Below are 26,822 nucleotides of genomic sequence, written 5' to 3'. Positions count from 1 at the left end.
AGTAACCCGGACAAAAGCGCTGATACCTATGACTATTTCTTCCCAATTCAAACGGACTTTTATATACGCGCTGGGCGGCGGAGTAATGTTGCTGTCCCTTCCTGCCGCTCAGGCCGACAACGCCCCGGTGGCACCTCAGGTGAATGCAAAATCCTGGGTGCTGATGGATTACAACAGCGGAAAAATCATCGCTGAATCTAACCCAGATACGCGTCTCGATCCGGCCAGCCTGAGTAAAATCATGGTCAGCTACGTGGTAGGTCAGGCTATCAAATCCGGCAAAATAAAATCCGACGATCTGGTTTCCGTAGGCAACGATGCCTGGGCGACCGGCAATCCGGTGCTGCGCGGCTCTTCCCTGATGTTCCTCAAACCTGGCGACCGCGTGCCGGTTTCAGAACTCAATAAAGGCATTGTTATCCAGTCAGGTAACGATGCAAGCATCGCGCTGGCGGACTTCGTGGCGGGAAGCCAGGATTCGTTCGTCAATCTGATGAACCGTTACGCGGAGCAGCTGAAGCTGCAAAACACCCATTTCAAAACGGTACACGGGCTGGATGCTGACGGTCAGTACACCTCGGCCACCGACATGGCCCTGTTGTCGCAGGCGCTGATCCGCGATACGCCAGAAGAATATGCGCTGCACAAAGAGAAAGAGTTTACTTTCAACCACATCAAGCAGATTAACCGTAACCGTCTGCTGTGGAGCAGCAACCTCAACGTTGACGGCATTAAGACCGGCTACACATCTGGCGCTGGCTACAATTTAGTGTCTTCTGCCAGTGATTCCACCGGTATGCGTCTGATTGCGGTAGTAATGGGCGCGCCTAGTGACCGTATCCGCTTTAACGAAAGTGAGAGCCTGCTGACCTGGGGCTTCCGTTTTTATGAGACGCTGACGCCAATCAAAGCCGGTGATGCATTTACCAGCCAGCGCGTCTGGTTCGGCGATGAGAAAATGGTGCCGCTGGGTGTCGCGGAAAATGCGTCAATCACCATGCCTAAAGGCCAGCTGAAAAACCTGAAAGCCAGCTTTAACCTGACCACGCCGCAGCTCGAAGCACCGCTGGCGAAAAATCAGGTAGTCGGTACGGTTGATTTCAGTCTGGACGGCAAAGTTATTGAACAACGTCCGCTGGTGGCGTTGCAGGAAGTGAAAGAAGGGGGCTTCTTCAGCCGCATCTGGGACTTTGTGATGATGAAAATCAGCGGACTGTTTGGCAGCGTATTCGGCAAATAACTGACGTTGTAGCAAATAAAAAGCGAGGCTCAGATAGCCTCGCTTTTTTATATCCAGAATTTGTAGTTCTTCACTAGCCGCGTACCCAACCTTTGCGGATAGGAAAGGCAAATCCGAAGCGGTAAACCTTACACATCAGCGCGTTAATCTGCTCGCCGAACAGGTTCCACACCAGCTGTGAGAAGAGGCAACCGAGCATCCCGACCAGTAATCCTCCGAGCATATCCAGCGGCCAGTGCACACCGAGATAGACCCGCGACCAGGCAATGCCGAGCGCGGTGACCATCAGCAATGCGCCGGACCACAGACGATGCCAGAACAGGAAGGACAGGGCGAAGGTGAAGATCGCCGTGCCGTGATCGCTCGGGAAAGAATCGTCAGGGGAATGATGCAGGAAGTTGTAGCCGATGCCTTCGACAAACGGGCGTGCATGTGGGAATAGTTCCGACAGGGCCTTGGCGGTGGCCATCGCGAACAACAGTGCTATGGCGGTTTTGCTGACCAGCTCGCGTTGCTGACCTATGTGCTCACGATGGCCCCACAGCCACAGTCCGATAATCAACACGGGGACAATCATTATCAGGTCATCTGCCAAAAATATTGCCAGCTTAATCAGTGCTTCTGGCGAAGCCGGCGTTGCGTTAATCCATAAAAAAAGCAGATGGTTCAACTGCTCCATACACGTACCCTCATCAACAAAAAACAAAAGGCTAAAAGAGCCTTAAAAATGTTCCAGTAACAGACTGACAACACATCTAAAAGTGAGTTCCACGTTAGTTTATGCTGCCGTTAAGGTATAGGGGCGATCGTCTGAAAACGAAGAGTCATTGACGAACTGTATAGTTTCCCGATGTGACTGATTTTATACGGGGGAACTTAACAAAACCTTAAGCAGGCGGGAGGACGAGCCTCCCGGCAAAAATGCCTGACATAAAAGTGAAATAAAACGTGTAGAACGAGGTCATTGAAGAGGGTTTAGCGAGGTTTTTGAACGGACATCAGGAACAGCATCGGGCGTTCGGCTTCTTCGGACAGCGCAGGAACGGCGGCGATCTGTTCAGCGGAAGGCCCCCATTCGGATAGCTCGCGGATAACAAACCCTGCATTGATCAGCAAACTGATATAGGTGCCCAGCGTACGATGCTGTTTGATGACGCCTTCGGCAAACCAGTTTGTCACGCGTTTCCCTTCGCGCTGATAGCCATCGACCGGCCAGCTTTTATGGCCTTGCTCATCAATATGCCAACCGGGATTTGACGCAGCGGTATAGATCGGGTGTTCAGCCGAGAAAACAAAAGATCCGCCGGGCGTTAACGCACGGTATACCTGTGCCAGCAGGGCAGGCAATGCTTCGATATAGTGCAGCGTCAGCGAGCTGTACGCCAGTTCAAACGCATTTTCCGGCAGTGTCAGCGTTTCGAGATCTTGCCGCTCATAGTCAATACCGGCGTCTGATGTCATTGATCGCGCCTTCGCCAGCATTTTCTCCGACACGTCCAGCCCCAGCACCTTAGCTGCACCCATTTCGCGCGCAGCGCGGCAGAACCAGCCGTAACCGCACCCGAGATCGACCACCCGGCCACCTTCTACATTATTGAGCATCGCTTTCAGTGAAGGCCATTCGGCCGCACCGTCAAGCCCGAACTGCGAGCGGCCCAGCTGGGCATAACCCTCAAAAAAAGCCTGATCGTCGTAAATGTTTTGCGTCATAAGAATGACTCCTATAAAAATAATCTTAATTGCCAATTCATTTTGGCCGGAACAGTGTAATTAAAATCAGAAAGGGAGAGCAACAGGGTGGATATTCGGCAGGCATTTATTGACGATTTGATCACGTTACAACAACTGGGCAGGGAGACCTACCGTCACTATTTTGGCAATTTATGGCACAATAGCCATGAACTGGAAGCCTTTCTGGCACATGATTTTGGCGATGAAGAAATGCAGATCAGTTTGCAGGATAGCCGTTACCGCTGGATTATCGCGCTGGAAAACGGCAATGCCATCGGGTTTGCTAAACTTCATTTTGATCAACCTTTGGGACTTGCAGAAGGCCAGGGTGCTAAACTGTGCAAACTCTATTTCACGCCGCAAAGTCGCTCGCGCGGTGCAGGATCACAAGTGTTTGCCGCCGTCGAAGCCGCAGCCAGAGAGCGTCAGCAGCCAGCCTTGTGGCTGGACGTGTTGCAAAGTAATCTGCCCGCCATCGGGTTCTATCTGCGTCAGGGAATGCATCAGGTGATTGAAAGTGCCTACGTGACCGAAACGCAAACCACCAAGCTGTGGATCATGAAAAAGGATATCAATGATTAAATTACGCCTCGGCGGTCTGTTCATCACTCTGGAAGAGGGCGAGGATATTCCTTATGCGCCGGAGTATTGTGAGCATTACACCTACCTTATTCGTCCGGCAGATGGCGTATATGAAATTTTGCGTTATGACGCTTATTCTGGCTGGCACAAACGCCCTGATCAGAATTTTGAAGACGGCCATCAGGCCTTTGTGTTTGCTTATAAGGCGTACGAAAAGGAATGGAATCAGACTGACGGACGTTTAGGCGGTAAAGATCAGCGGCTCGAACGCATTTTGTGATATTACCGGCGTTCGAGAAAGTATAAAAAACCACCGCCATGGTGGTTTTTTATTGTCAGAAAAATATTTGATGGCATTAATAAGCACTATTTCCCCGGATCAATTTATTCATATTGGTAAAATATTACTATTTGAAACGCAATAATAACGTTAAGAGACAATTGAAACTATACAAAACCTTACAATCCTGGGGGTTGCCTGACGGTGAACATACTGAGTTAAGGGAGGTGTGGTGCGTTAAAATAGTCATTTTTTAATAAGATGTACACAGAATGAAATTATAAAAACCAGTGCGAACTATCCAGGTAACGCATTGAAAATAATTAATATTATATTTAAATTTTGGAATTTTCTTATGCGAAATATTGGCGATACGGCCAGGAGATGTTAATGGGATTATTGCCGAACGTTATTTTTCTAAATCATTCTTAAACGAAAACTATTTCAAATATTTTCTGGTTGCAACGGAACTTATCCTCGTTTAATTTGACGTCCATCGGCTCCTGACCTGATGAAGATATAAATCCTCACGGTGACGAAGTTATAATTTGTCGGATGACAAAAAAAGAGTTTATAAATTAATCAAGGATATTGATGATGAAATTACGCGTACTTTCTCTGGTGATCCCGGCACTGATGATGGCAGGCACCGCTGGCGCTGCTGAGATTTATAATAAAGACGGCAACAAACTTGACCTCTACGGTAAAATTGACGGCTTGCACTATTTTTCCAATGATAACGGTTCCGACGGTGACCAGTCATATATGCGTTTCGGTCTGCGTGGCGAAACTCAAATCAGCAATGAACTGACTGGTTACGGCCAGTGGGAATATCAGGCAGCGCTGAACAAAGCTGAAAGCGATGACGCGAATAACTATACCCGTGTGGGCTTCGCAGGTCTGAAATTTGCTGAGTTCGGTTCACTGGATTACGGCCGTAACTACGGCGTGATGTACGACGTCGCCGCATGGACCGACGTGCTGCCTGAGTTCGGCGGTGACACCTACGGCGCAGACAACTTCATGTTCCAGCGTGCGAACGGCGTTCTGACTTACCGTAACCAGAACTTCTTCGGCATGGTCGATGGTCTGGACGTCGCGCTGCAATATCAGGGTAAAAATGGCAGCGCCACTGAAACGAATAACGGCCGCGACGTGCTGGCACAAAACGGCGACGGCTACGGCATGTCCCTGTCTTATGACCTCGGCGAAGGCTTCAGTGCAGCGGCTGCGATGATGGCATCTGACCGCACCAACGAACAGAACGGTCGCAATAATTCAGCGATTCTGGGCAACGGCGACAAAGCCACTGCTTACAGCGGCGGCCTGAAATACGATGCCAATAATATTTATCTGGCAGCGATGTACACCCAGAGCTACAACGCCAACCGATTCGGTTCAGCGGGCAGCAAGGCTTACGGTTATGCAGATAAAGCGCAGAACTTCGAAGCCGTTGCACAGTACCAGTTTGACTTCGGACTGCGTCCATCCGTTGCCTACGTTCAGTCACACGCAAGAAACGTTGAAGGTTATGGTAAACAAAACCTGACCAAGTATGTTGATGTCGGTGCGTCTTACTTCTTCAACAAAAACATGCTGACCTACGTGGATTACAAAATTAACCTGATGGATGACACCCGTCTGACCCGTGATGCCGGTATTGCTACTGACGATATTGTGGCGGTAGGTTTGGTTTATCAGTTCTGATAAACCGTTTATTGCCCACATTTATTCGGGCCTGTTAGTCTGCTGTGTCTAATTCCCTTCCCTTCCCGGCCGGGAAGGGTTTTTTGTTTTACTGCTATACGTTTAATTTTCCTGCGACCTCATGCATCATGGCTTATCCTTTGATAAACCTGAAATTCGCCGAGGCCCGTCATGACCGATCACGCCACACCCAATCTTCCTTCCCGCAATTTTGAAGAAACCCAGCGCTTTTATGGCAGCTTTGGTTTCACTAAAACTTACGTCGACGATAGCTGGCTGATCATGGTTCGCGGCGGCATCACCCTGGAATTTTTCCTGCATCCCGACCTCGATCCGGCGACCAGCTGGTTCAGCTGTTGCCTGCGCGTCGATGACGCCGATGCGATGTTTGCGGATTTCAAGGCCGCCGGAATCGGTGAAGATCCGCATACGCGTCCCTGTGTCCATCTGCCCGAAACGCAGTCATGGGGCATGAAAATGGGCGTAATGATTGATATTGATGGAACGCTGGTGCGGGTGATTGAGAACTGAGGGGTGTTGCAGAGAGTGTGGTGACAAAATTCAGATAATAAAAAACCCGGGAATCTTGAACCTAATAGGGCGGGATTCACGGGCTCTCCAAATTTGGGGACTTCAAAGAAAAGCAGTGGCACTAATTAAGACTGCTGCCCTCTGTAAAAGTTCGTTTCATGTGGCAAAAATATAAAAAAATTATTGATTTTATTTTCCCATATTACACTTCAATGAGTTACGTCATGCTCCCGGCCAGATGATGACGATCAATGTCCCGGCCAGCGTCAGTAATACGTTAGCGATAGCGTAGGTTCCGGCGTAGCCGAGCGCCGGAATGTTGCTTCGCGCGGTATCACTGATGATTTCCATCGCGGGCGCACAGGTTCGTGCTCCCATGATCGCGCCAAACAGCAAGGCCCGGTTCATGCGCAGAACATAAGCACCAAAGATGAAGCAGATGATAACCGGCACCAGGCTGACGATAAGCCCGGAAATCAGCATCTGTCCGCCAATAGCACCCAGCCCGTTGTTAATCCCCGCGCCTGCGCTCAGGCCGACACCCGCCATAAATACCATCAGGCCGAACTCTTTCACCATGTTCAACGCACCTTGCGGGATGTAGCCGAAAGTAGGGTGGTTGGCACGCAGGAAGCCGAGCATGATACCGGCGAACAGCAGACCGGCGGCATTACCAATGCCGAAGCTGAAGTTTTTAAACTGGAAGGTGATGAGGCCAATCATCAGGCCGACGATAAAGAAGGCGCAGAAGGCCAGTAAATCGGTAACCTGACTGTGTACAGAGATAAACCCGATGCGGTCTGCCACACTTTTTACACGACGCGCATCACCGCTGACCTGCAACACATCACCTTTATTGAGCACAATGCTGTCGTCGATCGGCATTTCTATCTGACTGCGGATGACGCGGTTAAGGAAGCAACCCTGATCGGTCAGATTTAGCTGGCTCAGACGTTTACCGACTGCATGATTGTTTTTCACCACGACTTCTTCAGTCACGATACGCATATCGAGCAGGTCGCGGTCGAAGACTTCTTTGCCGTTGCGGAAACTCGGATCCAGACGTGAATGTGCATCCGGATAGCCGACCAGCGAAATCTCATCGCCGACCTGTAACACAGCGTCACCGTCGGGCGTTGCTAAAATCCCGTTACGGCGGATACGTTCGATATAGCATCCGGTCTGGCGGTAGATCCCCAGTTCGCGAAGGTTTTTGCCGTCAGCCCAGGCTACCAGTTCCTGGCCAACGCGGTACGCGCGAATAACCGGCAGATAGACTTTGCGCTTGCTGTCGGTATCCAGACCGCGTTCGCGGGCGATTTGCTGGGCGCTGGTTGGTAAATCCTGATGTTGCAGTTTTGGCAGGTAACGCGCACCGAAGATCAGGCTGACCAGCCCGATGAGATAGGTGAGGGCGTAGCCGAGGCTCAGGTTATCCAGCTCAGGGCCGAGGAGTTTGTTGCCGCCCATGGTATTGCGCAACGTATCTCCTGCGCCCACCAGCACCGGTGTGGAGGTCATGGAACCGGCGAGCATGCCGGCGGTGAGGCCGATGTCCCAGCCGAAGAACCGCCCAAGTCCGAGTGCCAGCAACATGGCGGTGCCGACCATCACCAGCGCCAGCATGAAGTAGTTTTTGCCGTCGCGGAAGAAAATCGAAAAAAAGTTGGGTCCGGCTTCAACGCCGACGCAGAAAATAAACAGCATAAAGCCGAGATTCAACGCTTCGGTGTTAATGCTGAAATGCTGCTGGCCTAAAAGCAGGGAAACTACTAATACGCCGATAGAATTTCCGAGCTGGACAGAGCCCAGACGCACTTTTCCAAGGCACAGACCGAGCGCCAAAACTACAAATAATAACAGGATGTAATTCCCGTTTAACAAACTAGCGACGTTTATATTCACAAGGATAACTTATTGTTTACCAACAAATTCTTGATATGGGAGAATGTAAAGGATAGATTCAGAAAGAGAAAATTCCTAGCCGGCTATTACCGTGGTTGAGTAGTACAGACAACGGGGAAAGCAGGTTTCGGGCGTCATTTTAGTCACAGAATGTCTCTACAGCCAGAGAAAAGCCCGGATAAAATGATGTAAACACTTAATTTGTGTTACGCGGGATTGCGTGGCGCGTCAGGGAAGGGAGCCAGAGGGCTCATTCAGGTAACGGAACGCATCAGAGACATTGAATACAGCCTGTGAAAACTCGCCAACTTTAAGGAGGAAGTAAAATGGCACTTTGGCGCACGGTCAGAGCCCCTGTACTTTGTTGTATATTTTTTATCGTGATTTTTATCTCATTAAAAAATAGTTGGATCGTAGTCAGAACCAACGCACCCGGACCGGAATACGGTCTGCTGCTCTTCCTGTTGCCTGGCATTGTGACGGGATTGATTGCCAGGGAGTCGCCGATATTTTCCTCTTTCATCGGCGGACTGACATCGATACCTGTTTGCTTTTTATTACGCTGGGCATTTTTCCCCCGCGTCCACCCGCCGGTGCAGGAAATCGCCTACGCCACCAGTGCGATATTCTGGTGTGTGCTCGGCGCGATGCTGGTCCAGTTGCTGATTACGGTGTACCGGCAGTTCAGGCAACCCAGATAAATGCCGGATTCCGGCCAAAAGAAAAGGCGCTCAGTGAGCGCCTTTTTGCTGTGTGTATCTTTTTTTTATGACTGAACCGGTGAATCGCTGGTTCAGTGACTGGCAGGCGTTACAGAACAATTAGTTGCTGAACAATGCCAGATGTTCTTTCGCGTATGCTTCGAAATCAGTGAAGCCGCCAATGTGTTGCTGATCGAGGAAAATCTGCGGAACGGTTTCAACCGGTTTACCAACGGTTTTTTCCAGATCGGCTTTAGTGATACCTTCAGCATGGATATCGATATAGCGGAAGTTGAAATCATCACGTTCTTCAGTCAGTTTTTCAGCCAACTCTTTTGCACGAACACAATAAGGACAGCCAGGACGCCCGAAGATTACTGCAAACATGGAGACTCCTTTGTTTGTTTTAAAAAATGAATGAAAAGGAAATGATTGGTTTTGTTAACTGCATCACCTTTTTTGATGTCGCTACTATGCCTGTTGCAAACCATAAAAAAAAGCAGGAATTACCTGTCAGTCCGATACCTTTGACCTATCCAAATGAACCTGCTGGTATTTTTAGGGACTGCACATTGTTACAGCATTTGGATCCCGAAACCTTGCAAACTGTGCTCACTGCATCAATCATTGAGCGCTGATGTTTACACTTTTAAGTCCAAGGACTCTTCATGACACCGACTATCGATCTCCTGCGTTCACACCGCTCCATTCGTGCTTTTACCGATAAGCCTGTGTCAGACGAACAGCGCGAGGCGATCATTGCGGCGGCTCAGGGCGCATCGACGTCAAGTTTTTTGCAGTGCTCTTCGATTATCCGCATTACCGATCCGGCACTGCGCGAAAAACTGGTGGAATACACCGGTGGCCAGAAGTATGTCGCCAGTGCCGCTGAGTTTTGGGTTTTCTGTGCCGATTTCAATCGTAATCAGCAGATCAATCCCGAAGCGGAACTGGGTCTTGCAGAACAACTGTTGCTGGGCTGCGTTGATACCGCACTGATGGCGCAGAATGCCATGACGGCGGCAGAATCTCTCGGGCTCGGCGGCGTGTTTATTGGCGGCATCCGCAATCAGGTCGAAGACGTTGTGACCCTGCTGAAATTGCCAAAATTTGTCATGCCGCTGTTTGGTTTTTGCATCGGGACGCCTGCGCAGGATCACCAGGTGAAGCCACGCATGCCGCAGTCTTTGCTGGTGCATGAAAATAGTTATCAGCCGGTGGATAAAGCTGTACTGGCGCAGTATGACGAAGAACTAAGCGAATATTATCTTCAGCGCGACAGCAACGCCCGTCGCGATACCTGGAGTGATTTGATCGTTCGCACGCTTAAAAAGGAACAGCGTCCGTTTATGCTGGACGCATTGCATAAACAAGGCTGGGCAACGCGCTAATCGGCGACGGAGTGTCGGATGAAGATTGCAATTCTTTCCCGTGACGGGTCTTTGTATTCGTGTAAGCGCCTGAAGGAAGCGGCGGAAAGTCGGGGGCATGAGATAGATATTATCGATCCGCTTTCCTGCTACATGAACATTAATCCCGCAGCGCCGAGTGTGCATTATCGCGGGCGAAAGCTGGATATCTATCAGGCGGTGATCCCGCGCATCGGGTCGGCTATCACCTTTTACGGCACCGCCGTGTTGCGTCAGTTTGAAATGCTGGGCAGCTTTCCGCTCAACGAATCGGTGGCGATCACCCGGGCGCGCGACAAATTGCGTTCGATGCAGATTCTGGCGCGGGAAGGGATAGATTTACCGATCACCGGATTTGCCAATGCGCCGGATGATACGTCAGATCTCATCGCGCTGGTCGGCGGCGCGCCGCTGGTGGTGAAACTGGTAGAAGGCACGCAGGGCATCGGCGTCGTGCTGGCGGAAACCCGTCAGGCGGCGGAAAGCGTTATCGACGCCTTTCGCGGGCTGAATGCGCATATTCTGGTGCAGGAATATATCCGTGAAGCTCAGGGGAGGGACATCCGCTGTCTGGTGGTCGGCAAGCGGGTGGTTGCGGCTATTGAGCGGCAGGCTAAGCCGGGGGATTTTCGCTCCAATCTTCATCGCGGCGGAACGGCGACGAAAGTAAAAATCACCTCGCAGGAAAAAGAGATTGCTGTGAAAGCCGCGCAGACGCTGGGGCTCGATATCGCCGGCGTTGATATTCTGCGGGCCCATCGCGGGCCGCTGGTGATGGAGGTCAACGCCTCACCGGGGCTGGAAGGTATCGAAACCACCACCGGGCTGGACATCGCCGGGATGATGATCGACTACATCGAGCAACGTGCGAAACCGGGTTTTCGCTTAAAATCCGGCGGCTAAATCTCAATTGATCGGCCTAATGTTGATCAACCCGGTATTGATCGTAGCGCTGGCCGGTATAATTCCGTAAGCTATCGCCCCTTCGCGACGCCTCGTGCGTGGCGAATAGGGTTATTTTCGTTGTTGAACTCGTGAGGCATTCTATGGATTCGCTCATCGTCCCTGATTTGGCGCTGCTGCGGCGCTGGCTTGATCAGCTGGGCATTTCTTTTTTCGAGTGTGATTCCTGTCAGGCTCTCCATCTGCCGCATATGCAGAATTTCGATGGCATTTTTGATGCCAAGCTCGACATTGTGGACAACGTGATTTTATTCTCGGCGCTGGCCGAAGTGAAACCGACGGCGCTTATCCCGCTGGTTGCCGATTTAAGCTCGATCAACGCCAGCTCCCTGACCATCAAAGCCTTTGTGGATATTCAGGATGACAACCTGCCGAAGCTGATTGTTTGCCAGTCGCTGACGATCGCGGTGGGCGTTACGCATGAGCAGTTCTCTTTCTTCCTGCAACAGGCAGAAGAACAGATGTCGATGATTATTCTCGAAGCCCATGCCAATGACTTGCTGTTTATCGGTGATGAGGAAGAAGATGGCGCACCTGCGGCATCGGTCAATCTGCCTTTTCTTCACTGATTCGTTTTACTCTTTACTCTCTCCTCTGAAGATCCTTCCCTGCGAGCCGTATCAACCACGGCTCCGCTGTCTTTATTCTCTTTCACGATAAGTTATGCTGCCGTTTACCCCATGTTGCACTATATTTCACTTTGTTAATGGGCAAAATGCCAGACGGACTACAGCAAATTTGCATAAATAATCGATAAACGCCGGTTTTGCCTCAGGAGGCTGGTACGCGGGGGTTGCAGGCGCTATGCTTCTGACTCTGCATCACGCGTAATTACGTCGTAAAACCAAACGGTTAATTCGCAGGCAGCGTATTCGTCAACATTGAATGCCTATGCATATTTCGTAGAGCTCAGTTGGCCTGGTAGTGAAGGGTTTTGTATCCATCCCAGTGATACAAATTCATTGATATATTCCCCTGTCTTGGAGGTAGTAACGGATGTTCACCCTGCGTAAAAAGTGGTTATCGGGTGTTGTCGCCGGTCTGGTTATGGCCGCGTCCGTCACAGCGTCTGCGGAAGAGAAAACGCTGCATATCTATAACTGGTCTGATTATATCGCACCAAACACCGTGCCTGATTTCCAGAAGGAAACCGGCATCAAAGTGGTTTACGACGTGTTTGATTCCAATGAAGTGCTGGAAGGCAAACTCATGGCTGGCAGCACCGGCTTTGATCTCGTGGTGCCTTCAGCCAGTTTCCTTGAGCGCCAGCTCTCGGCGGGCGTGTTCCAGCCGCTGGATAAAAGCAAACTGCCTAACTACAAAAACCTCGATCCAGACCTGCTGAAAATGGTCGCACAGCACGATCCGGGCAACAAATACGCCATCCCTTACCTGTGGGCGACCACCGGTATTGGTTACAACGTCGATAAAGTGAAAGCGGTGCTCGGTAAAGATGCGCCGGTCGACAGCTGGGATCTGGTTCTCAAGCCTGAAAACTTAGAGAAGCTGAAAAGCTGCGGCGTGTCGTTCTTAGACGCACCGGCAGAAATTTACGCTACCGTGCTCAATTATCTGCATCTGGATCCGAACAGCACCAAAGCCTCTGATTACACCGGTGCGGCAAACGATTTGCTGTTGAAACTGCGTCCAAACATCCGTTATTTCCACTCTTCCCAGTACATCAACGATCTGGCTAACGGCGACATTTGTGTGGCGATCGGCTGGGCTGGCGATGTCATGCAGGCGTCTAACCGCGCGAAAGAAGCGAAAAACGGCGTGAACGTGGCTTACAGCATTCCGAAAGAAGGCGCGCTGGCGTTCTTCGACGTGTTTGCTATCCCGAAAGATGCCAAAAATCTCGACGAAGCCTATCAGTTCCTTAACTACCTGATGGAGCCGAAAGTCATCGCGCAGGTCAGTAATACCGTTTACTACGCGAGCGGCAACAAAGCCGCCACGCCGCTGGTGAATGAGGATGTGCGTAACAATCCTGGCATTTATCCGCCAGCAGATGTGCAGGCCAAACTGTTCAGCCTGAAAGTTCAGGATCCGAAGATTGATCGTGTGATCACAAGATCATGGACCAAAGTTAAGACAGGTAAATAGTACCGTTTAAAAAAGGTCAGGAAGACTTCTCAGCGGCTCCGCAGAATCATGGCGGGGCCGCTGACGTTTTGTCCGGGATGACGTTTGGGCATACGGATCAGGCACTTTTCCCCCTGACTGTTATGCTTATTTGAACCTGCTTTATTTTGATACCGGAGATTTCTCTGAGTGAACGACGCTATTCCCCGCCCGCAGCCTAAGTCCCAGAAGGGTTTCACGCCTTTGCTGGAGATCCGTAATTTAACCAAGTCTTTTGACGGCCAGGCCGCCGTGGATGACGTCAGCCTGACCATCTACAAAGGTGAGATTTTCGCCCTGCTGGGCGCGTCCGGCTGTGGTAAATCGACGCTGCTGCGCATGCTGGCCGGTTTCGAGCAGCCGACGCAGGGGCAGATCGTCCTTGATGGCGTTGACCTCTCGCAGGTGCCGCCGTATCAGCGACCGATTAACATGATGTTCCAGTCCTACGCGCTGTTCCCGCACATGACGGTGGAACAGAATATTGCGTTCGGGCTTAAGCAGGACAAGCTGCCGTCAGCGGAGATCAAAAGCCGCGTGGCGGAAATGCTGACGCTGGTGCACATGCAGGAATTCGCTAAACGTAAGCCGCATCAGCTCTCCGGCGGTCAGCGTCAGCGCGTGGCGTTAGCCCGCAGTCTGGCGAAGCGACCAAAGTTGTTGCTGCTCGACGAGCCGATGGGCGCGCTGGATAAAAAACTGCGCGACCGCATGCAGCTGGAAGTGGTGGATATTCTTGAGCGCGTCGGCGCGACCTGCGTGATGGTGACGCACGATCAGGAAGAAGCCATGACCATGGCGGGGCGCATCGCCATCATGAATCGCGGTAAGTTCGTGCAAATCGGCGAACCGGAAGAAATTTATGAGCATCCGACCAGCCGCTTCAGCGCGGAATTTATCGGCTCGGTGAACATATTCGAAGGCGTATTGAAAGAGCGCCTGGACGACGCGCTGATTCTGACTTCGCCGGGTTTAGTCCATCCGCTTAAAGTCGATGCGGATTCCTCGGTGGTGGACGGCGTGCCGGTATTCGTGGCGCTGCGCCCGGAAAAAATCATGCTGTGCGAAGACGTGCCGGAAGACGGCAGCAACTTTGCGGTCGGCGAAGTGGTTAATATCGCGTATCTGGGCGACCTGTCTATCTATCACGTCAGATTGCACAGCGGGCAGATGATCACTGCGCAGTTACAAAACGGCCATCGTTTCCGCAAAGGCATGCCAACCTGGGGCGACGAAGTGCGCCTGTGCTGGGAAGCCGACAGCTGCGTCGTGCTGACTGTTTAAGGGGCGCTGAATATGTCTGTCATTTCTGAACAACCGGTCAGTAAACCTCCGGGCGGATTCAACGCTTTCATGGGCCGTCTGCAACAGCGTCACGGCCGTAAGCTGGTGATCCTGCTGCCGCTGGTGTGGTTCCTGCTGCTGTTTTTACTGCCGTTCCTGATTGTCTTTAAAATCAGCTTTGCCGAAATGGCGCGTGCCATTCCGCCGTATACCGATCTGGTGACTTTCTCAGACGGGATGCTGGATATCGCACTGAACATCGGTAACTACATTTCGCTGACCGACGATCCGCTATACATCGAAGCCTATCTGCAATCGATTCAGGTTGCGGCAGTCTCGACGGCGCTGTGCCTGGTGATCGGTTATCCGCTGGCCTGGGCGGTGGCGCACAGTAAAGTGTCGACCCGCAACATTCTTCTGTTACTGGTGATCCTGCCGTCGTGGACGTCGTTTCTGATCCGCGTCTATGCGTGGATGGGCATTCTGAAAGACAACGGTGTGCTGAACAACGTGCTGCTGTGGCTGCACGTTATCGACCAGCCGCTGGTTATCCTGCACACCAATCTGGCGGTGTATATCGGCATTGTGTATTCGTATCTGCCGTTTATGGTGTTGCCGATTTATACCGCGCTGACTCGCATGGATTACTCGCTGGTGGAAGCGTCGCTGGATCTCGGTGCGCGGCCGTTGAAAACCTTCTTCAGGGTAATTATGCCGCTGACCAAAGGTGGCATCATCGCCGGTTCGATGCTGGTGTTTATTCCGGCGGTGGGCGAATACGTCATCCCGGAACTGCTGGGCGGGCCGGACAGCATTATGATTGGCCGTATTTTGTGGCAGGAATTCTTTAATAACCGCGACTGGCCGGTGGCCTCTGCGGTGGCGGTGATCATGCTGTTACTGCTCATCATGCCAATCCTGTGGTTCCACAAATACCAAAACAAAGAGCTGGGAGATAAAGAATGAATAAGTTACCGGTTGTCCGTTCGCCGTGGCGAATTCTTATTCTGATCGTCGGCTTTACGTTTTTGTATGCGCCGATGCTGATGCTGGTTATTTACTCGTTCAACAGCTCCAAGCTGGTTACGGTCTGGGCGGGCTGGTCTACCCGCTGGTATACTCAGCTTTTCCATGACTCAGCGATGATAAGCGCCGTCGGCATGAGCCTGACGATTGCCACCGCTGCGGCGACGATGGCGGTGATTGTCGGCACGCTGGCCGCCGTCGTGATGGTCCGTTTCAGGCGTTTTCGCGGCTCGACCGGGTTTGCTTTTATGCTCACCGCGCCGCTGGTGATGCCTGATGTCATAACCGGGCTGGCGCTGTTGCTGCTGTTTGTGGCGATGGGGCACGCCTTTGGCTGGCCTGCTGAGCGCGGCATGTTTACCATCTGGCTGGCGCACGTGACGTTTTGTAGCGCCTACGTCGCAGTGGTGGTGTCGGCACGGTTACGCGAGCTGGATCGCTCTATCGAAGAGGCCGCAATGGATTTAGGGGCAGCGCCGCTGAAGGTGTTTTTCATCATCACGCTGCCGATGATCCTGCCAGCTCTGATTTCCGGCTGGCTTCTGGCGTTTACGTTGTCGCTTGACGATCTGGTAATAGCCAGCTTCGTTGCCGGACCTGGCGCGACCACCTTGCCGATGCTGGTCTTTGCCAGTGTGCGCATGGGCGTCAATCCGGAAATCAACGCACTGGCGACGCTGATCCTGCTGGTAGTGGGCATTATCGGAATGATTGCGTGGTGGTTTATGTCACGGGCTGAGAAACAACGGATCAAAGAGATACAGCGCGCTGCGCGAGGATAGTGTCCTCATTGACTTAACATTAAAACCAGGAACAAGGAGATAACAAGGAAGTATGAAATTAGCATTTATCCCCGTTCCTGTAATGATTGGCGCGTCGGCAATTGTGGCGACGCGCCTGCTGGAATTTATCTTACTGTTTGATGCGATGGGTTTTTCCGGCCTGATGAGTTTTATCGAGGTCAGCGCAGAATCCTGGCTGAACTGCATTATCATGCTCGCCAGTATGTTAATCATTCTGGTGGAGTGCCGGGCGGCATTCGCGATGATGCGCGCGCGACGCTGGGGACGCTGGGCGTTTATCGGCTGTCAGGCGATAGTGGTCAGCTACATGCTGCTCGCGTCATTCGACTGGTTCGGACCGCGCATCTTTCGCTTTAACGTCGAAACGCAGGGCGAGTTCCTGTATGCGCTGCTGATGCAAAAAATCCCCGATATTGTGGTTCTGCTGTTGTTGTTTGTGCCCGCCAGCAGTCAGCGGTTCTTTGCGCGCTATAAATAGCCTGTACTGCTGATGAGCCTTTCCGGCCGCGTGGTGATACACTGCGCGCCAGTTTTTTCCTGCTTTTGAACACCGGAACCTTTTCATGCATTGCGCTCTCTATACAGCCGGAACCTGTCGTTCCTGCCAGTGGCTCGACAAACCTTACTCACGCCAGCTGGCCGACAAACAGCAAGATCTGCACGATTTGCTGAGCGGAATGCCGGTGGAGGAGTGGTGTGAACCGGTCACGGGCGATGAGCGCGCATTTCGCAACAAAGCCAAAATGGTGGTCAGCGGCAGCGTGGAGCGTCCGATGCTCGGCATGTTACATCGCGACGGCACGCCGGTGGATTTGTGCGACTGCCCGTTGTATCCGGCCACTTTCCCTGCGGTCTTTGCCGTGCTCAAAACCTTCATTGCCCGCGCCGGTCTGACGCCTTATAACGTCGCCCGTAAACGCGGCGAGCTGAAATTTCTGTTGCTGACGGAAAGCCAGAAAGACGGCGGTATGATGCTGCGTTTTGTTTTGCGCTCGGACAGTAAACTGACCCAACTGCGGGCGGCACTGCCGTGGCTGCAACAGCAACTGCCACAGCTGAAGGTGATTTCAGCCAATCTTCAGCCGGTGCATATGGCGATCCTCGAAGGTGACACGGAAATTCCTTTGACTGACGTTCAGCGTCTGGAAGAAGAATTCAATCATGTCCCGCTGTTTATTCGTCCGCAAAGCTTTTTCCAGACCAACCCGCAGGTGGCCGAAAAATTGTACGCCACGGCGCGCGACTGGGTGCGTGAGTGCGGCAACGTCAACAGCATGTGGGATCTTTTCTGCGGCGTCGGCGGTTTTGGCCTGCATTGCGCGACACCCGACATGAAGCTGACCGGGATCGAAATCAGCGCCGAAGCCATCTCGTGTGCGAAAGAATCCGCCGCGCGGCTGGGGCTGCAAAACGTTGAATTTCAGGCGCTGGACTCCACCGGTTTTGCCACCGGAAAGGGAGAGGTGCCCGATCTGGTGCTGGTCAATCCGCCACGTCGCGGCATTGGAAAAACTCTGTGCGACTACCTGAGCCATATGGCACCTGCGACGGTGCTGTATTCCAGCTGTAATGCAAAAACCATGGCTGCCGATCTGGCCTTGCTGCCGGATTATCGCATCGAACGCGTTCAGTTGTTCGATATGTTCCCGCATACCGCGCATTACGAAGTGATGGCATTATTAATTCGCCAGTCAGCCGATAAATAAGAGCGTTAAATCGCCTTTTATTATTATTCCCATAAACTAAGTGAATAAGTAAATATATCGGTTACTTTGGTGTTATCGATATATAAGTCATTCACTTACTCGCCATGAATAATCATGACAGAAGTCACAAATCTATTTTTTAGTCTCTGAAATTCGTTTTTAATGATGTTCTTATTTTCGTAAACCCGCTATGTTTGCTTCCGGATTGTTACTGCATCAGCAGGCAAAACCTGAATTGAAATCTCGCGCGCCTCGGGGGATTTCAGTTCAGGTTTTTTTTTGCCTGATGAAAATGCGCCCTGAAAATCTCACTTATCTCGGGTTATGACACAATGGAAAAACAGGCTATGGAAAAGCACGCTCTGGCATTGGCTTTCGGTCTTCTTTGTACACCCACACTGGCACTGGCAGGGATCGACGATATCGCAGAAACGGATTTCGTAAAAAAAAGCTCTCTGGAATTCGGTACGCATAATATATGGAAATATCTGGACGAAGGCGAAACGGATAAACGCAACGTTCACTCGGCCTGGGGGCAGGGGCTGGCGCTGGATTATAAATCAGGTTATTTATCCGACGTTATTGGCGTCGATGCCTCTTATTACGGTGTGATTAAACTCGCTGCTGCCGATAATTTTGCCTCGAGAGGGATTTTATATAATGACGATGGTAAGGCAAAAGGATTCAATAAACTCGGCCAGTTTTATGGCAAGGCCAAATTCTCTGAAGGCGGCGTCGATGCCAATCTTTACGGCGGCTGGAAGTTGATCAAACTCGGCGCGGTGACCACATCGATGCGTGCCGCACCCAATACCTACGCGGGCTGGAGTGGTGATATCTCCTACGACGCCTACCGCCTGCGTCTGGCTTATCTCACAAAGTCATCCAATCGTGATTCGCCGGACAAAGTCGATTTCATGACCAGCGATTCCAGATCGATCAATTCCATTTATACCGGGGATTTTCAGATAAAAACCGACAGTCTGACCGCGCTCTATTTTTACGGCGAGACTGAGGATTATCTGCGCAGAAACGGTCTGGAAATGAACATCAAACAAAATAAAGCGATCACCTACGGCGTGCAGATATACATGACCGAAGGGCTGGAAAAATGGAACAGCATGGCTAACAGCAAAAAGGATTTCGATACCCGCGCCAATCATTACGCTGGCGATGTTACCTGGAAATACCACCGCTGGGTCACTAAAGGTGGTCTGGCGTATACCGATGCCAACAAAGACGGTGGCATCGGCATGTATCCGCGGCATATGAGTAAAAACTCGCGCGGTACCTTTAATGCTATGACCACCGCCGGGCTGGATTATATGCGCGACGAGGAAAAAGTGCTGTCGCTGGACGTTGGTTACCACATCACGCCGGAGGTGGTGCTGGGCATCAACACCCATTACGGCTTCTTCGACTACGAAGGGCAGTCTGTGCAGGAGGAGGAGTTCAACGTTTATTCGGTCTGGAAGCCTCAGTCGAAAAAACTTAAAGACCTGTCGTTATTCTTCATGATCGGACCAGGCCGGACGTATGAACACAAAGGCACCGCACCGGTTGTCGATTCCCACGGCAATATTAAAAATGCCAACAGTTTCGCGGCGGAATTCCGTCTGAATTACACCTTTAAAATCTTTTAATCAACGTCAACAATAAGGATGCTGTTATGAAAAATACGTTTACCAAAACCCTGCTTTCACTTTTCGCATTCAGCCTGCCGGTCCTGTTCAGCAGTGTCAGTCTGGCAACGGTCACCACGCCCGCAGTGCAGGCGACCAGTGATAAAGGTGAAGTCACGTTTTACGTCACCCGTCACGGCAAGACCTTGTTCAACACCGCGCACCGTGCGCAGGGCTGGTCAGACACGCCGCTCACCGCCGCCGGTGTCGAAGTGGCAGAGCAGTTAGGTCGCGGGCTGAAAGATATTCCTTTCTCTCAAGCGTATTCCAGTGATGCTGGCCGCGCCAGACAGACGGCAAAAATCGCTTTAGCTTCCGCCGGGCAACCGCTGCCGGTGACCGAAGATCAGCGCCTGCGCGAAACTTTCTTCGGTCCGATGGAAGGTGAACATGAACTGCTGATGTGGGAGCCGGTGGCTAAAAAACTTGGCTACAAGGATTTCTCCGCGCTGACGCAGGCACTCTCCAAAGGACAGATTTCGCTGAAAACCATGATGAATACGCTGGCCGATGTCGACCCGTCGCACACCACTGAAAACGCCGCGCAGGTGCATCAGCGTATGCAGGCCGCACTGAAAGATATCGCGCAGAAAGTCAGCGCACAGGGAGGCGGCAACGTGCTGATCGTCTCCCACGGTATGGCGATTATGGCGATGCTCGAAGGCATGACCCCGGAAGAAAACCTGCGTGCGCCGTTACAAAACGCCAGCGTTACGGTCATCACCTATAAGGACGGTAAATTCACCGTGGGTAAAGTCGGTGATATGCAGTTTGTCGAGAAGGGGAAAGGGCTGTGACGCATTGATTAACGCCCCGTTGCCAGCTGATTCATCACCAGCACCAGTTTATCGAAGACTTCGCTAAACAGATGTTCGCTGAACGGGGCGAGCAGGGGCATCATCATGCCGATTGAAAGGATGCCAATACTGAGCGTCAGCGGGAAGCCTATCACGAAAACAGAAAGCTGCGGCGCGACGCGGTTGAGGATGCCGAGCGCCATGTTGAGCGTCAGCAGCAGAGTGACAATCGGCAGCGCTAGCATCAGACCGCCGCTGAACACGATGCTGCCCGCCTGAGCGACGGCCATAAAACCTTCGGCATTCATCGGGTTCGGGCTAACCGGCAGGGTATGGAAACTGTCGGCAAGCAGGGAAATCAGCCACAGATGGCCGTTGAAACTTAAAAACAGCAGCACTGCCAGCAGATTGAGAAACTGGGCGAGCAGCGGAGAGTTGAGACGGTTGCTGGGATCGTAAAAGGTCGCAAAGGAGATACCCATTTGCAGCCCCATAATTTCACCGGCCATGCGGATTGCGGCGAACGCCAGCTGCATGGTCAGGCCGAGCGCAGTGCCTATCATGATTTGTTGCATGGTCAGCCACAGCGCGGGTGTGGAGAAAATAGGCGTATCGACCACCGGCAGGGCGGGTGCAATCAGAAAGGTGATCATTGCCGCGAGGCCAATTTTCACCTTTTTCGGCACCTGTTTTTCACTGGTGATGGGCGCAGTGCTCACCAGCGCCAGAATGCGCAGCATTGGCCAAAAATACATGCTCAGCCATCCGGCTAACTGGGTGCTGTCAAAGGAAACCATGGGTTAACCGATGATGTATGGCAGGCTGGAAAACAGCGTGCGCATGTAATCAAGCAGCAGGTTCAGCATCCACGGACCGGCGATAACGATAGTCGCAACCACCGCCAGGATCTTCGGGATAAAAGACAGGGTTTGTTCGTTTATTTGCGTCGCGGCCTGCAACAGGCTGACGATAAGACCGGTCACCAGCGCCGCCAGCAGCAGCGGGGCAGCGACGGCCAGCGCGACTTTCATCGCTTCGTTGCCTATCGCCATAACTGATTCAGGAGTCATAGCATTCTCTTTAAATGTGAACCCGCGTGGGCTAGCTTACTTGCCATTTTGTCCTCCGGCAGTGCTCGCACTCCTCACGTACTTATGTACGCTGCGGGTGCTCCGCGCTGGCGGTGAACAAACTGGCGGCGACGCTGACGCCCATAAAGTCAGGCAACTGTATTTATTAACTGTAAAAACTCTGCGCCAGCGATCCGAGCAGCAGTTGCCAGCCATCGACCAGTACGAACAGCATCAGCTTGAAGGGCAGTGAAATGGTCGCGGGTGGCACCATCATCATCCCCAGCGCCATCAGGACGCTGGCGACCACTAAGTCGATAATCATGAACGGAATAAATACGGTGAAGCCGATCTGGAAAGCGGTTTTCAGTTCGCTGGTGACGTAAGCGGGTAACAGGATGCGCATCGGCACCGCTTCGGGTCCGGCCAGCGGCGGCAGGTTGGCGAGACGGGCGTAGAGCGCGAGGTCGGTTTCGCGGGTCTGGCGCAGCATGAATTCACGCAGCGGCTGAGCCCCTTTGTCCATCGCATCCTGCATACTGATTTTGTTTTCGGTAAACGGCTGATAGGCGTCGGAATAGATTTTGTCGAAGACCGGCGCCATGACGAAGAAGGTCAGGAACAGGCCAAGGCCGAGCAGTACCTGGTTTGGTGGCGCAGACGGTGTACCCAGCGCATTTCGCAGTAAACCCAGCACGATAATGATGCGGGTAAAGCTGGTACACATCAGCAGCATCGCGGGCAGCAGGGTCAGCGTGGTGATAAACACCAGCGTCTGGATCGGTAAAGACCAGTTCTGCGCACCGTTGGCCATTTGCTGGCTGATGATGCCCGGTAATTGCGCGAACGCTGAGGGGCTGATGAGCAACAACAGCGGCAGACACAGGCGGGTGATCAAAGGGGATTTCAAAAAGGTCATGCCTGCTTTCCCGGACGTTTTAACATTTTTTGCATCAGCTGACGAAAATCAGCGGGCTGTTCAGTGGCGGCACCCGGCGTGGTATCCACCGGCGGCGCACTCAGGGTGTGCAGCGGCGTGATGCTATGGGCGGTCACACCCAGAACCAGCCAGGTATTGTCCACTTCCACAATCACCACTTTTTCACTGCGCCCGACCTGACAGCTGGAGGTGATTTTCAGCAGCTTGTTATTTTTTGCCTGCGGCGCCAGACCGGTGCGTTTGGCCACCCAACCGATAAACAGGATCAGCAACAAAATACCGCCAAGCACCGAACTGACCTGGGTCAGTACGGAACTGGCAGGCACCACCGGCGCCGGGGCCTGCGTTGTGGCGTGGTTTGCCGGGCCGGAAATGTACGGAGAATCCGTCGCGGCGTTCTGGTTCATCAGCGGCTCAGACGACGCATACGTTCTGACGGCGTGATGATATCGGTGATGCGCACGCCGTATTTATCGGCCACGACCACGACTTCACCCTGAGCAATCAGGTAACCGTTGATCAGAATATCCAGCGGCTCACCGGCCAGACCGTCAAGAGAAACCACGGAACCCTGCGACAGGCGCAGCAGCTCTTTGATGGTCATTTTGGTACGGCCTAATTCCACGGTCAGTTTCACCGGAATGTCGAGGATCATGTCGATATCCTGCAAACCACCGGCTCCTTCCTGGGCGCCCAGCGCGGCGAAAACACCCTCGGTTGACGCTTTGGCGCTGCCCGCAGATTGTTGTTCGTTAAACGCATCAGCCCATAAATCGTCAACGTTTTCCGATCCCGCGTCAGACGGTTTATTGGTGTCACTCATGGGGCTGTTCCTCATCTAGAGAATTTAAAATTGGGTTGATCAAATGTTCAACGCGCAGAGCGTATTGTTCGTTTAAGGTGCCGTATTTACTGGTCAGCACCGGCACGCCGTCGACGTGGGCAATCAGGCGATCCGGCTTTTCAATCGGCAGCACATCGCCCGGTTGCAGTTTCAGGATCTGAGACAAACGCAGCGGGATTTCGACGAAGTTCGCCACCAGTTCAAGCTCGGATTGCTGAACCTGTGTGACCAGATTTTCGCGCCACTGGCTTTCTTCATGACGGGAGTTTTCAACCGGTGGATTGGTCAGCAACTCGCGAATCGGTTCAATCATGCTAAACGGAATACAGATGTTGAAATCCCCGCTCAGCGCACCGATTTCCACGTGGAACGGCGTGGTGATGACGATATCGTTTGGCGAAGAGGTGATATTAGTGAATTTGATCTGTAATTCCGCACGCACGTATTCGACGCTCAGTTTGTAGACGCCGCTCCAGGCATCTTCATAGGCGTCCAGCGCCAGCGTCAGCATGCGTTTGATCACGCGCTGCTCGGTGTGGGTGAATTCACGCCCTTCCACTTTGGTCGGAAAACGACCATCGCCGCCGAACAGGTTATCTACCGCGATAAAGACCAGGCTTGGCGCGAACACAAACAGCGCCGTGCCCCGCAAAGGCTTAAGGTGGATCAGATTGAGATTGGTCGGCACCGGCAGGTTGCGGGCAAAATCGTGATAAGGCTGAATTTTGATCGGCCCGACGGTGATATCCGGGCTGCGGCGCAACAGGTTGAATAACCCCATACGGAAATGACGGGCAAAACGCTCGTTAATGATTTCCAGAGCTTGCAGACGCTCACGCACAACACGGCGTTGCGTTGTGGGGTCAAAAGGTTTTACGCCGTCATCGGCCGCCTGATTTTTAGCGTTGGTGGCTTCAGGCGCGCTGTCGCCGCTGTCACCGTTGAGCAGTGCGTCGATCTCGGCCTGTGAAAGAATGCTGTCGCCCATAATTTGATTATCGCAGTATGAAAGCAGTGAAAAGCACGTCGTTGATCACCTGTGGGGGCTGACCTTTGACCAGGGGCACGTCCAGAACTTGTTTGATTTCCTGCACCAGTTGCTGCTTGCCGGTTTCACTGACTAAATCCGACGTTTTCTGACGAGAAAGTAGCAACAGCAAGCGGCTGCGCACTTCGGGCAGGTACTCATTTAGAACCGCGCGGTTCTTTTCATCCGGCAGACGCAGGGTCAGGCCGATGTAAAGCACACGGTCAGGATCGTTATCCGGCGTTTGCAGGTTGACGGTGAAGGTATCCAGCGCCAGGAAAATAGGTGGCACCGGCGGTTCGTTTTTCTTCACTTCAGCGGTCTGTGTACCCGGAGCCGACTGCTGTTTGTGCAACATCCACCAGGCGTAACCCGCCGCACCACAAGCACCAATGGCCACCAGTAAAAGCAGAATCATCAAAAGCGGTCGCTTTTTTTTGCGCGAGGCCGAGACAGCAGAGTCAGACATGGATGAGGCGATTTCCTGTAAGTATGAGCAGGTCAGCTGAGGAAGGCTCAACCTGCTGAGTCAATTCTGAAAATGATTATCCCGCTTATCCTGTTGTTCAATAGTCAGAATAGGCGGGAAAAATAAGGTCAGCTCTGCCGTTTGAATTAAGTGAACACTGACCGTCAGTCATTATCTGAAACAAATTTGCGAACAATTACGCAAAGATATCGACGCTGTTATTGCCGCTGATACGTTGCGCAAGGGACGCAGGAACCGGCAGGGCATCCGCCGCTGAATTCACGCCGCCGGCATTAAAGGCCGCCCAGCTTGAAGCGTTCCCCTGCTGCGAACCGGATTGTGAACTTTGCTGCTGCGCCTGTTGCCACTGCGAGCTGTCGCTGCCGACGCTGCTCTGTCCAAGGCTGATGCCGTTATCCGCCAGCGCGGTTTTCAGATCGGGCATTGCGGCTTCAATCGCTGAACGCACCGCGCTGTGACCGGAAACAAAGTGCAGCTGCGCCTGATTGTTTTCGATTTTCATGCTGATTTGTATGGAGCCTAAATCCTGCGGATGCAGGCGCAGTTCGGCGCTCTGTAATCCCTGACGGTTGAACATCATCACCTGCTGACCGAGCTGCTGCTGCCATTCCGGCGTGCCCAGCTGAGCGTTGAGCAATGGCGTGCTCGGGCTGGTGACCACGCTGGTGGTGGTCGGTGTGGTGGAAACCGGTGCAGAGGACACGGCGACGGCGGCGTTATTCACCAGATTCAGGGCGCTGTCGGAAATCCGGCTGTCAGCCTGAGGCGTCACGGCGGCATTGCCCGTGGCGGCGGTCATGGATGCCAGCGCACTGCTGAAATCAGGGGTCGCAGCCGGAGAATTCTTGCTGGCACCGTGCGTTGCTGCAGGGGGCGTTGCGGCGCTGTCAGTCACGGCAGTTTTGCCGTCATCGCCCAGCAGCGAAGAGGCTGACGTCGTCAGACCGGCAAGCAATGCGCTCTTTTTATCGGCATCAGTGGCATCACCGGACGTTGTCGTTTGCGTGAGCGCAGCGGTCGCGGTCTGCACCTGCTGAGCCGGTTGCTGTTGCGCCGCCAGCTGGGCGAACAGTGCCTGTACCGGCAGGGTGGTCGCATCATCCGCTTTGCTGTCTTTATCTTTGTCCGTCAGCGCAGCGGTTTTCAAAGACGAGGGATCCGTGCCTTTCAGGCTGCCGTTGGGTAACAGCTGGATCGCCGCAATCATTTTACTCAGATCACTGTCATCTAAGGTCAGACTGCCATCTTCTTCACCGGTGGTCACCGCCTGAGTCAGTGTGGTTTTATCCACCGTCTGGCCTTTGGCGCTGATCTTCTGGCCGAGCTGTGAAAGCTGGCTGGCCAGTTTGGGGTCGAGTTTTTCGCCGAGCTGCGCCTGCAGTTGTGTGGCGAAATCAGGTGTCACACCCGTCGTGGAGCTCTCCCCGGCGGACGCGGCATCAGAGGCCGTGGCAGAAGAAGAGCTCGCACTGCCGGACGCAGCGGACACGGTGGATTTTGCCGTAGTGACGGCCGCAGGCAATATATTCAGATTCATAGCATTTTTTTCCTGTAAGCGCTGCGCTGGGCAAATTCATCGTTCTGCTTTTGATCCATCTTATTCTCATGCGAACGCTGCTGTTCACTGGCACGGGTTTGCAGAGTCTGATAGGCGTTCAGTCGCTGTTGCTTATCCTGCCACTGGTTTACCGCAACATTCAGCCGCTGACCCCACTGCTGTAACTGTTTGCGGTGTTGATCGATGGCCACTTCCAACGTGCCGATAAACTGCTGGTAGTTCTGCCAGGTGTTTGCCGCAATCCCGCCGGTCATGGTGTTATTGAGTTTGTCGCGATACTCGCGCTGATAATTGAGCAGCATAGTGAGCTGTTCTTCAGCCTGAGAATGTGACTGCCTGATTTGCCCAAGATGACTGGTCGCCTGATCCAGCGCTTTTTGCGCCAGAGAACAAAGGGTGATCAATGGTGATGAACTTTCCAT

Annotated in this window: 31 protein-coding genes; 18 read left to right on the top strand and 13 right to left on the bottom strand. The window is 52.7% G+C overall.

Annotated elements, in window-relative coordinates:
* Nucleotides 1-28 precede the first annotated feature (28 nt).
* A complete protein-coding gene (locus ACMHLI_RS11855; RefSeq protein ID WP_413529644.1) occupies nt 29-1,240 on the top strand; it encodes a serine hydrolase in 1,212 nt (403 codons plus the stop codon).
* 73 nt (nt 1,241-1,313) lie between these two features.
* Here ACMHLI_RS11855 and ybjG read toward each other — a convergent pair whose 3' ends face one another.
* Nucleotides 1,314-1,919 carry an undecaprenyl-diphosphate phosphatase gene (gene ybjG, locus ACMHLI_RS11850; RefSeq protein WP_413529643.1) on the bottom strand — a complete coding sequence of 202 codons (606 nt, stop codon included), beginning with the start codon at nt 1,917-1,919 and terminating at the stop codon, nt 1,314-1,316.
* Nucleotides 1,920-2,215: 296 nt separating this feature from the next.
* Complete coding sequence (locus ACMHLI_RS11845) at nt 2,216-2,950, bottom strand: class I SAM-dependent methyltransferase (protein WP_413529642.1); 735 nt, start codon at nt 2,948-2,950, stop codon at nt 2,216-2,218.
* Between the two features lie 87 nt (nt 2,951-3,037).
* Here ACMHLI_RS11845 and ACMHLI_RS11840 point away from each other — a divergent pair, with 87 nt between their 5' ends.
* The 4 genes from ACMHLI_RS11840 to ACMHLI_RS11825 all read left to right on the top strand — a co-directional run bounded on the left by ACMHLI_RS11840 (nt 3,038) and on the right by ACMHLI_RS11825 (nt 6,071).
* Nucleotides 3,038-3,553 carry a GNAT family N-acetyltransferase gene (locus ACMHLI_RS11840; RefSeq protein ID WP_413529641.1) on the top strand — a complete coding sequence of 172 codons (516 nt, stop codon included), beginning with the start codon at nt 3,038-3,040 and terminating at the stop codon, nt 3,551-3,553.
* Complete coding sequence (locus ACMHLI_RS11835; protein ID WP_112168125.1) at nt 3,546-3,833, top strand: hypothetical protein; 288 nt, start codon at nt 3,546-3,548, stop codon at nt 3,831-3,833. The genes ACMHLI_RS11840 and ACMHLI_RS11835 overlap by 8 nt, the downstream gene beginning before the upstream one ends.
* A gap of 597 nt (nt 3,834-4,430) precedes the next feature.
* A complete protein-coding gene (ompC, locus tag ACMHLI_RS11830) occupies nt 4,431-5,540 on the top strand; it encodes a porin OmpC (RefSeq protein WP_413529740.1) in 1,110 nt (369 codons plus the stop codon).
* A 171-nt stretch (nt 5,541-5,711) separates the two neighbouring features.
* Nucleotides 5,712-6,071, top strand: coding sequence for a bleomycin resistance protein (locus ACMHLI_RS11825; protein ID WP_413529640.1), 360 nt, complete (start codon nt 5,712-5,714; stop codon nt 6,069-6,071).
* Nucleotides 6,072-6,293: 222 nt separating this feature from the next.
* Here the strand turns inward: ACMHLI_RS11825 and ACMHLI_RS11820 are convergent, their stop codons facing one another.
* Nucleotides 6,294-7,976, bottom strand: a complete 1,683-nt coding sequence (locus tag ACMHLI_RS11820) for an aspartate:alanine antiporter (RefSeq protein WP_112168114.1) — start codon at nt 7,974-7,976, stop codon at nt 6,294-6,296.
* 326 nt (nt 7,977-8,302) lie between these two features.
* Between ACMHLI_RS11820 and ybjM the strand changes: the two genes are divergently transcribed.
* Complete coding sequence (gene ybjM / locus ACMHLI_RS11815) at nt 8,303-8,677, top strand: inner membrane protein YbjM (RefSeq protein WP_413529639.1); 375 nt, start codon at nt 8,303-8,305, stop codon at nt 8,675-8,677.
* Between the two features lie 120 nt (nt 8,678-8,797).
* Here the strand turns inward: ybjM and ACMHLI_RS11810 are convergent, their stop codons facing one another.
* Nucleotides 8,798-9,064: a GrxA family glutaredoxin gene (locus ACMHLI_RS11810; protein WP_056769821.1), complete on the bottom strand. Its 267-nt coding sequence runs from the start codon at nt 9,062-9,064 to the stop codon at nt 8,798-8,800.
* A 41-nt stretch (nt 9,065-9,105) separates the two neighbouring features.
* On the opposite strand from ACMHLI_RS11810, the gene ACMHLI_RS11805 reads away from it, so the two are divergent.
* The 12 genes from ACMHLI_RS11805 (at nt 9,106) to ACMHLI_RS11750 (ending at nt 20,471) form a co-directional block, all read left to right on the top strand.
* On the top strand, nt 9,106-9,315 hold the full coding sequence (locus ACMHLI_RS11805; protein ID WP_413529638.1) for a hypothetical protein: 210 nt from the start codon (nt 9,106-9,108) through the stop codon (nt 9,313-9,315).
* 30 nt (nt 9,316-9,345) lie between these two features.
* Nucleotides 9,346-10,068, top strand: coding sequence for an oxygen-insensitive NADPH nitroreductase (nfsA, locus tag ACMHLI_RS11800; protein ID WP_413529637.1), 723 nt, complete (start codon nt 9,346-9,348; stop codon nt 10,066-10,068).
* 18 nt (nt 10,069-10,086) lie between these two features.
* A complete protein-coding gene (rimK, locus tag ACMHLI_RS11795; protein WP_413529636.1) occupies nt 10,087-10,989 on the top strand; it encodes a 30S ribosomal protein S6--L-glutamate ligase in 903 nt (300 codons plus the stop codon).
* A gap of 143 nt (nt 10,990-11,132) precedes the next feature.
* Nucleotides 11,133-11,618 carry a YbjN domain-containing protein gene (locus tag ACMHLI_RS11790; protein WP_413529635.1) on the top strand — a complete coding sequence of 162 codons (486 nt, stop codon included), beginning with the start codon at nt 11,133-11,135 and terminating at the stop codon, nt 11,616-11,618.
* Nucleotides 11,619-12,045: 427 nt separating this feature from the next.
* The gene (potF, locus tag ACMHLI_RS11785; RefSeq protein WP_413529634.1) at nt 12,046-13,155 is read left to right on the top strand and encodes a spermidine/putrescine ABC transporter substrate-binding protein PotF; all 1,110 of its coding nucleotides are present in this window, start codon (nt 12,046-12,048) and stop codon (nt 13,153-13,155) included.
* Nucleotides 13,156-13,323: 168 nt separating this feature from the next.
* A complete protein-coding gene (gene potG / locus ACMHLI_RS11780) occupies nt 13,324-14,457 on the top strand; it encodes a putrescine ABC transporter ATP-binding subunit PotG (RefSeq protein WP_413529633.1) in 1,134 nt (377 codons plus the stop codon).
* 12 nt (nt 14,458-14,469) lie between these two features.
* Complete coding sequence (gene potH, locus ACMHLI_RS11775; protein WP_413529632.1) at nt 14,470-15,423, top strand: putrescine ABC transporter permease PotH; 954 nt, start codon at nt 14,470-14,472, stop codon at nt 15,421-15,423.
* Nucleotides 15,420-16,265 carry a putrescine ABC transporter permease PotI gene (potI, locus tag ACMHLI_RS11770; RefSeq protein WP_413529631.1) on the top strand — a complete coding sequence of 282 codons (846 nt, stop codon included), beginning with the start codon at nt 15,420-15,422 and terminating at the stop codon, nt 16,263-16,265. Before potH ends, potI begins: the two co-directional genes overlap by 4 nt.
* A gap of 52 nt (nt 16,266-16,317) precedes the next feature.
* Nucleotides 16,318-16,764 (top strand): YbjO family protein, encoded by a 447-nt coding sequence (locus ACMHLI_RS11765; protein WP_413529630.1) that lies wholly within the window; start codon nt 16,318-16,320, stop codon nt 16,762-16,764.
* 85 nt (nt 16,765-16,849) lie between these two features.
* Entirely contained in the window at nt 16,850-17,992 is a 1,143-nt protein-coding gene (rlmC, locus tag ACMHLI_RS11760; RefSeq protein WP_413529629.1) for a 23S rRNA (uracil(747)-C(5))-methyltransferase RlmC, read from the top strand.
* Nucleotides 17,993-18,339: 347 nt separating this feature from the next.
* On the top strand, nt 18,340-19,635 hold the full coding sequence (locus ACMHLI_RS11755; RefSeq protein ID WP_413529628.1) for an OprD family outer membrane porin: 1,296 nt from the start codon (nt 18,340-18,342) through the stop codon (nt 19,633-19,635).
* 26 nt (nt 19,636-19,661) lie between these two features.
* On the top strand, nt 19,662-20,471 hold the full coding sequence (locus ACMHLI_RS11750; protein WP_413529627.1) for a histidine phosphatase family protein: 810 nt from the start codon (nt 19,662-19,664) through the stop codon (nt 20,469-20,471).
* A gap of 8 nt (nt 20,472-20,479) precedes the next feature.
* Here the strand turns inward: ACMHLI_RS11750 and fliR are convergent, their stop codons facing one another.
* The 9 genes from fliR to fliJ form a co-directional block, all read right to left on the bottom strand.
* A complete protein-coding gene (fliR, locus tag ACMHLI_RS11745; protein WP_413529626.1) occupies nt 20,480-21,268 on the bottom strand; it encodes a flagellar biosynthetic protein FliR in 789 nt (262 codons plus the stop codon).
* A 3-nt stretch (nt 21,269-21,271) separates the two neighbouring features.
* A complete protein-coding gene (gene fliQ, locus ACMHLI_RS11740; protein WP_056769862.1) occupies nt 21,272-21,541 on the bottom strand; it encodes a flagellar biosynthesis protein FliQ in 270 nt (89 codons plus the stop codon).
* A 166-nt stretch (nt 21,542-21,707) separates the two neighbouring features.
* Nucleotides 21,708-22,460 (bottom strand): flagellar type III secretion system pore protein FliP, encoded by a 753-nt coding sequence (fliP, locus tag ACMHLI_RS11735; protein ID WP_413529625.1) that lies wholly within the window; start codon nt 22,458-22,460, stop codon nt 21,708-21,710.
* On the bottom strand, nt 22,457-22,888 hold the full coding sequence (gene fliO / locus ACMHLI_RS11730; protein ID WP_413529624.1) for a flagellar biosynthetic protein FliO: 432 nt from the start codon (nt 22,886-22,888) through the stop codon (nt 22,457-22,459). The genes fliP and fliO overlap by 4 nt, the downstream gene beginning before the upstream one ends.
* Nucleotides 22,888-23,304 (bottom strand): flagellar motor switch protein FliN, encoded by a 417-nt coding sequence (fliN, locus tag ACMHLI_RS11725; protein WP_112168100.1) that lies wholly within the window; start codon nt 23,302-23,304, stop codon nt 22,888-22,890. Before fliN ends, fliO begins: the two co-directional genes overlap by 1 nt.
* Nucleotides 23,297-24,313 carry a flagellar motor switch protein FliM gene (gene fliM, locus ACMHLI_RS11720; RefSeq protein WP_413529623.1) on the bottom strand — a complete coding sequence of 339 codons (1,017 nt, stop codon included), beginning with the start codon at nt 24,311-24,313 and terminating at the stop codon, nt 23,297-23,299. The genes fliN and fliM overlap by 8 nt, the downstream gene beginning before the upstream one ends.
* A 7-nt stretch (nt 24,314-24,320) precedes the next feature.
* Nucleotides 24,321-24,821 (bottom strand): flagellar basal body-associated protein FliL, encoded by a 501-nt coding sequence (gene fliL, locus ACMHLI_RS11715; protein ID WP_413529622.1) that lies wholly within the window; start codon nt 24,819-24,821, stop codon nt 24,321-24,323.
* 196 nt (nt 24,822-25,017) lie between these two features.
* Nucleotides 25,018-26,379 (bottom strand): flagellar hook-length control protein FliK, encoded by a 1,362-nt coding sequence (locus ACMHLI_RS11710; RefSeq protein ID WP_413529621.1) that lies wholly within the window; start codon nt 26,377-26,379, stop codon nt 25,018-25,020.
* On the bottom strand, nt 26,376-26,822 hold the full coding sequence (fliJ, locus tag ACMHLI_RS11705) for a flagellar export protein FliJ (RefSeq protein ID WP_413529620.1): 447 nt from the start codon (nt 26,820-26,822) through the stop codon (nt 26,376-26,378). Before fliJ ends, ACMHLI_RS11710 begins: the two co-directional genes overlap by 4 nt.

It is taken from the genome of Rahnella inusitata (assembly GCF_965118895.1).
GTDB classification, from domain to species: Bacteria; Pseudomonadota; Gammaproteobacteria; order Enterobacterales; family Enterobacteriaceae; genus Rahnella; species Rahnella inusitata_A.
Note: the sequence above shows the minus strand (reverse complement) of the source record. Positions and strands in the feature narration are given on the sequence as shown.

Coding starts and splice junctions, on each gene's coding strand:
- ACMHLI_RS11825 (WP_413529640.1), top strand. CDS start 5,712: ATGACCGATCACGCCACACCCAATCTTCCTTCCCGCAATTTTGAAGAA.
- ACMHLI_RS11855 (WP_413529644.1), top strand. CDS start 29: ATGACTATTTCTTCCCAATTCAAACGGACTTTTATATACGCGCTGGGC.
- fliR (WP_413529626.1), bottom strand. CDS start 21,268: ATGGTTTCCTTTGACAGCACCCAGTTAGCCGGATGGCTGAGCATGTAT.
- ACMHLI_RS11845 (WP_413529642.1), bottom strand. CDS start 2,950: ATGACGCAAAACATTTACGACGATCAGGCTTTTTTTGAGGGTTATGCC.
- ACMHLI_RS11710 (WP_413529621.1), bottom strand. CDS start 26,379: ATGAATCTGAATATATTGCCTGCGGCCGTCACTACGGCAAAATCCACC.
- fliN (WP_112168100.1), bottom strand. CDS start 23,304: ATGAGTGACACCAATAAACCGTCTGACGCGGGATCGGAAAACGTTGAC.
- ybjM (WP_413529639.1), top strand. CDS start 8,303: ATGGCACTTTGGCGCACGGTCAGAGCCCCTGTACTTTGTTGTATATTT.
- fliJ (WP_413529620.1), bottom strand. CDS start 26,822: ATGGAAAGTTCATCACCATTGATCACCCTTTGTTCTCTGGCGCAAAAA.
- fliQ (WP_056769862.1), bottom strand. CDS start 21,541: ATGACTCCTGAATCAGTTATGGCGATAGGCAACGAAGCGATGAAAGTC.
- ACMHLI_RS11750 (WP_413529627.1), top strand. CDS start 19,662: ATGAAAAATACGTTTACCAAAACCCTGCTTTCACTTTTCGCATTCAGC.
- rlmC (WP_413529629.1), top strand. CDS start 16,850: ATGCATTGCGCTCTCTATACAGCCGGAACCTGTCGTTCCTGCCAGTGG.
- potI (WP_413529631.1), top strand. CDS start 15,420: ATGAATAAGTTACCGGTTGTCCGTTCGCCGTGGCGAATTCTTATTCTG.
- potH (WP_413529632.1), top strand. CDS start 14,470: ATGTCTGTCATTTCTGAACAACCGGTCAGTAAACCTCCGGGCGGATTC.
- rimK (WP_413529636.1), top strand. CDS start 10,087: ATGAAGATTGCAATTCTTTCCCGTGACGGGTCTTTGTATTCGTGTAAG.
- potF (WP_413529634.1), top strand. CDS start 12,046: ATGTTCACCCTGCGTAAAAAGTGGTTATCGGGTGTTGTCGCCGGTCTG.
- ompC (WP_413529740.1), top strand. CDS start 4,431: ATGAAATTACGCGTACTTTCTCTGGTGATCCCGGCACTGATGATGGCA.
- ACMHLI_RS11790 (WP_413529635.1), top strand. CDS start 11,133: ATGGATTCGCTCATCGTCCCTGATTTGGCGCTGCTGCGGCGCTGGCTT.
- ACMHLI_RS11765 (WP_413529630.1), top strand. CDS start 16,318: ATGAAATTAGCATTTATCCCCGTTCCTGTAATGATTGGCGCGTCGGCA.
- ACMHLI_RS11805 (WP_413529638.1), top strand. CDS start 9,106: ATGATTGGTTTTGTTAACTGCATCACCTTTTTTGATGTCGCTACTATG.
- ybjG (WP_413529643.1), bottom strand. CDS start 1,919: ATGGAGCAGTTGAACCATCTGCTTTTTTTATGGATTAACGCAACGCCG.
- fliP (WP_413529625.1), bottom strand. CDS start 22,460: ATGACCTTTTTGAAATCCCCTTTGATCACCCGCCTGTGTCTGCCGCTG.
- fliL (WP_413529622.1), bottom strand. CDS start 24,821: ATGTCTGACTCTGCTGTCTCGGCCTCGCGCAAAAAAAAGCGACCGCTT.
- ACMHLI_RS11810 (WP_056769821.1), bottom strand. CDS start 9,064: ATGTTTGCAGTAATCTTCGGGCGTCCTGGCTGTCCTTATTGTGTTCGT.
- fliO (WP_413529624.1), bottom strand. CDS start 22,888: ATGAACCAGAACGCCGCGACGGATTCTCCGTACATTTCCGGCCCGGCA.
- ACMHLI_RS11755 (WP_413529628.1), top strand. CDS start 18,340: ATGGAAAAGCACGCTCTGGCATTGGCTTTCGGTCTTCTTTGTACACCC.
- fliM (WP_413529623.1), bottom strand. CDS start 24,313: ATGGGCGACAGCATTCTTTCACAGGCCGAGATCGACGCACTGCTCAAC.
- nfsA (WP_413529637.1), top strand. CDS start 9,346: ATGACACCGACTATCGATCTCCTGCGTTCACACCGCTCCATTCGTGCT.
- ACMHLI_RS11835 (WP_112168125.1), top strand. CDS start 3,546: ATGATTAAATTACGCCTCGGCGGTCTGTTCATCACTCTGGAAGAGGGC.